The 7,725-nt window shown below is 68.6% G+C and carries 9 protein-coding genes; 2 read left to right on the forward strand and 7 right to left on the reverse strand.

What is annotated here, in order from left to right; all coding sequences use genetic code 11:
• From APZ21_RS14185 to APZ21_RS14210, 5 genes are all read right to left on the reverse strand, one after another.
• On the reverse strand, nucleotides 1-265 hold a 265-nt coding region (locus APZ21_RS14185; protein ID WP_054813779.1), incomplete at its 3' end, for a putative quinol monooxygenase.
• Nucleotides 266-367: 102 nt separating this feature from the next.
• Nucleotides 368-787 carry a group I truncated hemoglobin gene (locus tag APZ21_RS14190; RefSeq protein ID WP_054813780.1) on the reverse strand — a complete coding sequence of 140 codons (420 nt, stop codon included), beginning with the start codon at nucleotides 785-787 and terminating at the stop codon, nucleotides 368-370.
• A gap of 713 nt (nucleotides 788-1,500) precedes the next feature.
• On the reverse strand, nucleotides 1,501-2,361 hold the full coding sequence (locus APZ21_RS14200) for a hypothetical protein (RefSeq protein WP_054813782.1): 861 nt from the start codon (nucleotides 2,359-2,361) through the stop codon (nucleotides 1,501-1,503).
• A 278-nt stretch (nucleotides 2,362-2,639) separates the two neighbouring features.
• On the reverse strand, nucleotides 2,640-3,413 hold the full coding sequence (locus APZ21_RS14205) for a TVP38/TMEM64 family protein (RefSeq protein WP_054813783.1): 774 nt from the start codon (nucleotides 3,411-3,413) through the stop codon (nucleotides 2,640-2,642).
• A 284-nt stretch (nucleotides 3,414-3,697) separates the two neighbouring features.
• Nucleotides 3,698-4,009, reverse strand: a complete 312-nt coding sequence (locus APZ21_RS14210; RefSeq protein ID WP_054813784.1) for a MerR family transcriptional regulator — start codon at nucleotides 4,007-4,009, stop codon at nucleotides 3,698-3,700.
• Between the two features lie 169 nt (nucleotides 4,010-4,178).
• Here APZ21_RS14210 and APZ21_RS14215 point away from each other — a divergent pair, with 169 nt between their 5' ends.
• Nucleotides 4,179-4,598 carry an Hsp20/alpha crystallin family protein gene (locus tag APZ21_RS14215; RefSeq protein ID WP_054813787.1) on the forward strand — a complete coding sequence of 140 codons (420 nt, stop codon included), beginning with the start codon at nucleotides 4,179-4,181 and terminating at the stop codon, nucleotides 4,596-4,598.
• Nucleotides 4,599-4,814: 216 nt separating this feature from the next.
• On the opposite strand, the gene APZ21_RS14220 is transcribed toward APZ21_RS14215, so the two are convergent.
• Nucleotides 4,815-6,053 (reverse strand): hypothetical protein, encoded by a 1,239-nt coding sequence (locus APZ21_RS14220; protein WP_156371068.1) that lies wholly within the window; start codon nucleotides 6,051-6,053, stop codon nucleotides 4,815-4,817.
• A 157-nt stretch (nucleotides 6,054-6,210) separates the two neighbouring features.
• Between APZ21_RS14220 and APZ21_RS14225 the strand changes: the two genes are divergently transcribed.
• A complete protein-coding gene (locus tag APZ21_RS14225; RefSeq protein WP_054813786.1) occupies nucleotides 6,211-7,017 on the forward strand; it encodes an acyl-CoA thioesterase domain-containing protein in 807 nt (268 codons plus the stop codon).
• 37 nt (nucleotides 7,018-7,054) lie between these two features.
• On the opposite strand, the gene APZ21_RS14230 is transcribed toward APZ21_RS14225, so the two are convergent.
• Entirely contained in the window at nucleotides 7,055-7,471 is a 417-nt protein-coding gene (locus tag APZ21_RS14230; RefSeq protein WP_054813788.1) for a nuclear transport factor 2 family protein, read from the reverse strand.
• Between the last annotated feature and the right edge of the window lie 254 nt (nucleotides 7,472-7,725).

The following is a 7,725-nucleotide window of genomic DNA, read 5'->3' on the forward strand; positions in this document are numbered from 1 at the left end:
TCTTCGGCGCGGCGGCCAGCAGCGTCGCGAGTTGCTTGCCCGCGGCGCGGAAGTGGTCGGATTTGCCGTGCGCTTCCAGCGCGGCCTGGTCGGCGTAGAGTTCGAAGATCCGGTAGGAATTGGGGTCGCTCTTGGACCGCACGAGCTGGTATGCCTGGTTGCCCGGTTCGTTGGCCTTGATCTGCTCGACGAGATCCGCGACGACGGATTCGAATTCGGCGCCCTTGCCGTCCTGCACGGTCAACTCGGCGATGACAGAGATCATCTGTGCTCCCTACGATGAGCGAACCGACCATTCGGCTCGACCCGATTTGTCCGGGCCAAGCTTATGCCGCCGCACCGCAGGCAAGCCAGGGGCGGTACGCGCTCAGTCGGCCACGGTCGCGGCGCCGGAGGTGATGTCATCGGCCAGCGGGGCGATGGCGGAGATGATCTCGGCGACCAACTCCGCGGGCACACCGGCCGCGGCGAGCGCCTCGGTCAGATGGCCGGCCACCAGACCGAAATGCTCCATCGTGATACCGCGCCCCTGATGGACCTGTTTCATCGGCGCACCCGTGTATGGATCGGGCCCGCCGAGAGCGGCGGCGAAGAATTCGACCTGCTTGCCCCTGAGCCTGCTCATATTCGTGCCGGTGAAGAATCCGGCCAATTGCTCGTCGGCCAACACCCGGACGTAGAAGTCCGCGACCACGGCCTCCAATGCCTCATAGCCGCCGATCTGATCGAATATCGGCTTGTCGACGGCGGTGGACGATTTCTGTTTGAACCATGATGCGATTCCCATCACACCACGACACCAGCGGGCCGTTGCCGCACGATGATGCGGCTGTCGCACGGGGATTTCTATCTGTAGCGGTCCCGTTGCGACGACCTCACCCGCCGGAGAACTCGCTGTGAGGTTTCCGGCGGGCGGGTTTCGAAGCGGTCAGCCCGCCGCGGCGACCGCGGCGTGCAACGCTTCACCTGCCGATGCGACTGATACCAACCGCGGTCAGGGTGACCGTCGTGAGCATGACGACCCACAGCAGTCGCGCCGTCGGACGCGCCGAACGCCGAACAGGTTTGCGGTGCCTACCCATGACTACCTTCCTTCCCACGATCGCCGACCGGCCACCAGCCTGCCGCACGACGGCGCTGTTGTCGCGCACCACGGCAGCCGAGTTCTCGATATCCGCCGCGATCGACGGAACACCGGAAACCTTACGGCGAATGCCGTGAATCCCCTACAACATTGCGCGTCCAGTCGGCGATGCGCCATCGTTTTCCACCACATTGCACGGCGTGCACGCGGATTCGCGCCGTAGTCGCTGCCGCCTCGCAACGGCGGCGAACCGGCACCGAACGCCATTTCGCCGACAGCGGGCGCGCCCGCGAACGAATCCGGCGCGGCGACCCGGATCTACACGGCCCGCGGCGGGAAACGAGAACCCGAGGTCACAACGGTGATCGCGAACCTCGGGTCTCGGTCGAGCACTGTTCAGCCGGGCGGTGCGGTGATCAGGACGGCATCGAATCACCGGCCGCGACGGCCGCGTCCGGTGCCGGAGCGACGGCCCGCGGCGGTGCGGCGACAGCGGCGGTGATGCCGAGTCCCGCACCGATACCCGCGCCTATTGCGGCCAGCGGCGCCGCCATGAGCGCGGCGCCGTAGGCCGCGCCGAGCGGACCCGCCGCGAGACCGATTGGGGCGAAGGGCATACCGATGGCCAGACCCAGTGCGCCGCCGAAACCCGCGCCGATGACGGCGAACGGACTCGCGATCGCCGCGCCCGCCGTGGCCCCGAGTGCGGCGGCGCCCATGGTCTGGCTCGCGACACGATCCGAGCGCGTGCGCTCCATGCCCACCGAGTCGAGGAAGGTCGCCAGCTCCGCCTCGGCGCGGGCCGAGGTGTCGTTGATCTGGATGGCCTGTTCCCGTGGCAGCCAGTCCGGGGATTCCACCTGGACATCGCCGAAGCGCAGCATGCGCGGCGGCGGCGCGATCGGCGGCACCGGTGCGACCGGAGTCGGCGGATGCAGGGATTCCACCGGCGAGAGGTAGTCGGGACGCGGCACCGGACGGGCCCACTGCAAGGAACTGTATGTGTCGTCCGGGATGCGCGCGCCCTCGTACGGACGGACATTCGGCGCCTGCGCCGAGGGCCAGCGCGGCGTCTGATCCTGCTCGGCCGCACCGGAACCGTCGGCCACCAGGGCGAGATGGCTGCCGTAGTCGCTGCGGCCGACCACGGCGTCGGCGTCGGCGTCGGCCGCACCGCTGCCCACCAGCGTGAGCACCACCGGAACCGCTCCGGCGACCACCGCGGACCCCACCTTCTGCCTCCGCGGGCCGACCACCCTGTGTTTACCGGTACCCATCGATCACCTCTCGTGTCCTCTGATGCAGCTGTCGATTCGCATTCGGAGCACCGGACCACCGAGATGGGTCGTCATCGCCGCCCGCCGCGGCGGCTCATCCGCGACAGCCGAACGATGTGCCTCTTTCCGGGTCGGTACCGACATCTCCGTCCGAGGTGGCACGGCGCCGTCGGCGTGGCCGGTTTGCTCGCGGCGGGGATTCGCCGCACACGATGCACATCGGGTGCGGCGGACTCGGGCGGCGACTCCGGGTGCGGCGCGGCATAACCCGCGTCCGGTCAGGTGCCGATCGGGGATCGCGGCTCGGTCCCGCCCGGCTCGGTCCCGCCCAACTCGGACTCGGCGGGCACGGCTTCCCGCTCCGGAGACCGACCACGGCGACGCCAACCGCGCCACCCGCGATGGGCCGTGAACGCGCCGATCGTCGCCATGACGCACCACACGGCGAGCGCGGCGTAGGCCAGGGGCGCGGACAGGTCGTCGAGGGAGGCGCCGAGAGCGGTGTAGACGAAGGACCGAGGCGCCGAGCCGATGAAGGCGCCCGCGGCCATCTGCCACAACGGGATTCCGAACGCGCCGAATACATAGGAGGCAGGCGCGTCTGGAATGCCGGGAACGAAGCGCTGTCCCACGACCGCCCAGAGTCCGCGCTGCTCGAGTTGGGCGTCGACGCGCTCGGCACGGTCGGCGCCGAGCAGTGCGCGAGCGCTGTCGCGTCCGGCGCGGCGGCCGAGATAGGCGGAGATGACGGCCGTACCGACCGACGAGGCGAGGGTGACAAAGGTCCCGACCAGCGGACCGAACAGCAGTCCGCTGCTCGCCGCCAGAATCGGCCCCGGCACGAGGGCCGCGCCGAGCGTCGCCGACGCCATCGTGTAGACCACCGGGGCGGCGGGCCCGGTCGCGGCGACGAGTTCGCGCACCTCGTCCACGTCGACGATCCGCGCGACAGCCACCAGGTAGAACAGCACGCCGAGAAAGACGACGCACAGCGTCAGTCTCGCGATGTGCCGCCGCCGCGCTGCGCGGTCGAGGCCGTCGTTCCCGGTCATGATGGGATCGATCCTGCCCTACGCCGAGCTCCACCGTCGGAATCGGGGCGACCATCCCGACATTCGCGACATCCCGCGCGCGGCGGATCGCGATTTCCTCGCCGCCGAGCGATTGAGCACGCCGCGCCCGGGTATCGCTGACCGAGGACCGCCGGCGGATCGGGAGGTTGCCTTCCCGACGAGTGCGATCGGAAGGACGCTCAATGACCGACAGGCGCGTCGGGCCGCCCTCGCCGCGGTGAACGGCCGCGTTAACCCCTTTGCCCGGAGGCGAATTCCGCACCTCAGCGCCCGCCGCGCAGGCGTCTGTTCTCCGCGGACAGTTCGACGACGACATCCTCGAGCTCCAGGATGCGCGCCACACCGGCCAGGTTGACGCCCTCGGCGACCAGGGTCGCGATCCGATGCAATCGAGCCAGATCCTCACCGCTGTAGCGCCGGGTGCCTCCACTGCTGCGCGCGGGCGTGATCAACCCGTGCTGCTCGTACAGCCGCAGGGTCTGCACGCCGAGCCCGGACAGATCCGCCGCCACCGAGATCGCGTACACCGCCCGGCCCGGCTCGGGAAGCCGGTGCCCACCTCGCTCTCGCACCATCACGCCCTCACTTCACCTGACACGTCGACGAGGTTTCCTATCGTATCCTCTTGCACTCTCCTCGTACGAGTGCTAAAACAAATCTATGTCCAGCGACAGAGATTTCCTGGACCGGACGGACAAGAACAACACGACACGGAACATGAATGGAGTGATCGAGGTGGCGACCATGCTGATGCGTACCGACCCCTTCCGCGATCTGGACCGACTCACCCAACAGGTCTTCGGCACCGCCGCCCGTCCCGCGGTCATGCCGATGGACGCCTGGCGCGAAGGCGACGAATTCCACGTCGAACTCGACCTGCCCGGGATCGACCCCGAATCCCTCGACATCGATATCGAACGCAATGTGGTCACCGTCCGGGCCTCCCGCCCGACGCTTGATTCCAACCGTTCGATGATCGCCGCCGAACGCCCCCGCGGCGTATTCAGCCGCCAGCTGTTCCTCGGTGAAGGACTCGACACCGACAACATCAGCGCCGACTACACCGACGGCGTCCTGCGCCTGGTGATTCCGGTGGCGGAGAAGGCCAAGCCCCGCAAGATCCAGATCGCCCACACCAACAATCACAAGGCCATCGACGCCTGACCCGAATCCACTCCTATCCGCTACCGCAGGCCCGCCGAAGCGACCCGACCGGTATTCGAGACGCCCCGGAACACCGTCCGGGGCGGAGCGACACCGAACGGTCCTCGGCGGGCCGCGTCGCGTTCGGCTTCCGATATCGCGACGAATACACGACCGTGACAAGCGCATACGGCAGACATCACGGGTGGCTCCAACCGGGGCTCGCGACCCGACCGATCAGCTCCGATCGGCGGCCGGAACCATCATCGGTGCCGGGCGGCGCAGCCCCCGGATGAGTGCCCGGACCGTCGGGAACCAGAGCAGGGTGAGGACCGCCGCGGTGAGGACATGCCAGGGTATCCGCCACCACCGGTGGACCACCGGCGGAAAGGATGTCGCGGTGGTGGCGAGCGGGGCGGCGAAGGACCAGGCCAGGAACGCGTCGCCGATGGGAAGGGCGCCGAACGCGTAGCGTTTGGAGTCGCCGAGAGTGACCGGCACGCCCAGACTCTCGCCGAGTCCGGTAAGTGGGCCGGACAGGGACAGATCGCCGTGCGCGCGCGCCGCGCCGATGGCGACAACCGTGGACGAGGCGCTGACACCGAGCAGGAGCGGGCCCGAATCAACGTCCCCCGCACCGTCGCTTCCGCGCGGATATTCCCGTATGCCGGGCAGTCCGAGCGGAGTGTCGATGAAGTGTCGACGGAATTCGCCGTACTGCTGCGCCGCCCACGTGGCGTCTATCTCGGGCAGGAACCGCTGGATGATCGATTGCGACGAGCCGCGCGCCCCCTCGGTCGCGGGTGCCACCCGGTGCGCCAGCAGCCCGGTCGCCGGGTCCAGGCCCGCACGGGCAGCCGTGAGCCAGTCACCGATCACCGTGGCGAAGCGAGCCCCGACGACGCGATCGTGCATGCTCAGCGCGGCCACGGCCACCACGCTGTCGACGGGCCACGCCTGCCCCGGATACGCCGAGAGGAACGGTCCGTCCGCCGCGAACGCCGCCGCGAGCGCATCGCAATCCGCGGTGAATCGCGCGGTCTCCGGCGCGCCGGGACCGGCGAGTTCGACCACCGCCCCGCGCAACCGGCTGGACCACCCCACATAGAAGACCCCGTGGGAGGGACGGAGCCGCGCGTCGAAAACCGCCCGACCCGAGGAGGATTCCAGACGATCCAGCGCCCACCGCGCCTCCCGCAGCGCCTCCTCGCGATACGCCGCGTCCCCGCGCGCCACATCGGTCCACGCCAACCCGTACAGGGCGTGCGAGAAGAAGTACCCCTCCGGAAACATCCCCTGCATCTCGTCCCCGAGCCCCGAGTCCAATTCCCCACGCAGGAAATGCAATTGGTCGACCACGTCGGCGCGCGACTGCTCATCCCGATACAGCCGGACCTGCGGCACCACCAGCAACACCGTCAGCACGGCGACGATGCCGACGTACGCCGCCCGGATGGCCGTCCGAAAGGAGATCACACACCGACCGTAGCGCCCGTCGAACGGGCCCGGCACGCGCCGAGTGTCCAGCCGGTGGAAGGTCGTGTGCGGCGACGGCTCCAGGCGTGCACCTCGACGCGGGCCCTGTAACGTGTTACAAGTCTCGATGGCGTAGTCGATCCGAGGGGAAGCGTCGATGGTGCACTTCTTCGTCCGGCAGGGGAATCGGCTCGTCGCCGAGCGCATCGCGGTCAGCGCGTGGTCGCCGAACCAACTGAGCGGGACCGGTGTGTGCGGACTGCTCGCGCGTGAGCTCGAAACCCACTGTCCCGAAGGCATGTTTCCGGCCCGGCTCACGGTGGACCTGTATCAGCCGGTGGCGAATTCCGCGTTCGATCTGCGCAGCGAAGTGGTCCGCCGCGGTTCCCGCATCACCGTCGCCGACGCCGCCCTCGTGCAGGACGGCCAGGATCGCGTCCGCGCCTCGGTGGTCTTCCTGACCACCGGCGCCGAACCAGCCGGCCGCGTGTGGAGCCGGACCGAGGACTTGCCGGTCCCGCCGCCGGGCTGCACCTCCCCCGAAGGAACGCCGCCGCTGTTCAAGAGCGGTGACCAGGACTGGACCGCCGATTTCGCGGCGAACCAGAACGCCGAACGCAAAGCGGCCTGGTTCAGCCTGCCGCCGCTGGTCGCCGGGGAGAAGCTCACCGCATTCCAGCGAATCGCGATACTCGGCGACGCGAGCAACCAAGTGTGCCACTGGGGATCCGAGGGCGCCGGCTACATCAATGCCGATGTGACCGTCGCGATCTCACGTTTGCCTCGCGGCCACGAAGTCGGCCTGCGCGCCGACGACACCATCGCCTCGCACGGCGTGTCCATCGGCACCTCGACTCTCTACGACCGAACCGGACCTCTCGGCACGTGCGTGCTGACCACGCTGTCCAACGCTCGCCGCCAGATCGATTTCTCCGTCACCAGCAGCGTCGAACTCGCCGAGTGACATGACGAGGTGAACGGCGGCACGACCGCGGACGCGATTACCGCTGTGGCGTTTCGTTCTCCAGCTGCGCCGTGGCCTCGGCCGTGATTGCCTCGAATTGTTCGCCCATGCGTGCCGCCAGCACCTGCGCGGCCGAGAGCGGGCGCACCATAACCATGAAGTCATCGATGCGACCCTGCTCGTCGAAATGCAGGAAATCGCATCCGGTGACCTGTTTGCCGTCCACCAGGGCTTCGAAGACGAAGGCGTGATCCCGGCCACCGCTGTCGGCGATCTCGCGCACATAGCGGAAATCCTCGAACACCCGGTTCACCGCGCGCAGGATGGCCGCGGTGACCGCCCTGCCCCGGTAGGGCTGGAAGGCGACCGGACTGGTGAACACGACCTCATCGGCAAGTAGCGCCTCGACGGCGGCTAAATCCCGAGCTTCCACGGCTGCCCGAAACGGATGCACAACCACACCTCCTTTAGTCGATCAATCGAATATGTGCAGCGAGGCTAGCCCAGTCGGAGGACCGAGTCCCACTTCCCTGCCGCGCATACGACCGCGATTCCTACACCGGATCGGGTGATGCCCGCCGCGTGTCTCCGGTGTTCGTGCCGACGGTGGTGTGGCGCAGCGCGGGTGTGCTGACCCAGATCGCCACGACGGCGGCCAGACACAACAGACCGCCGCTGACCAGCGCCGTCGGACCGGATGTGTGACCC

Source organism: Nocardia arizonensis (genome assembly GCF_001310275.1).
Classification (GTDB): domain Bacteria; phylum Actinomycetota; class Actinomycetes; order Mycobacteriales; family Mycobacteriaceae; genus Nocardia; species Nocardia arizonensis.

Coding starts and splice junctions, on each gene's coding strand:
- APZ21_RS14190 (WP_054813780.1), bottom strand. CDS start 787: ATGGGAATCGCATCATGGTTCAAACAGAAATCGTCCACCGCCGTCGAC.
- APZ21_RS14200 (WP_054813782.1), bottom strand. CDS start 2,361: ATGGGTACCGGTAAACACAGGGTGGTCGGCCCGCGGAGGCAGAAGGTG.
- APZ21_RS14205 (WP_054813783.1), bottom strand. CDS start 3,413: ATGACCGGGAACGACGGCCTCGACCGCGCAGCGCGGCGGCGGCACATC.
- APZ21_RS14210 (WP_054813784.1), bottom strand. CDS start 4,009: ATGGTGCGAGAGCGAGGTGGGCACCGGCTTCCCGAGCCGGGCCGGGCG.
- APZ21_RS14215 (WP_054813787.1), top strand. CDS start 4,179: ATGCTGATGCGTACCGACCCCTTCCGCGATCTGGACCGACTCACCCAA.
- APZ21_RS14225 (WP_054813786.1), top strand. CDS start 6,211: ATGGTGCACTTCTTCGTCCGGCAGGGGAATCGGCTCGTCGCCGAGCGC.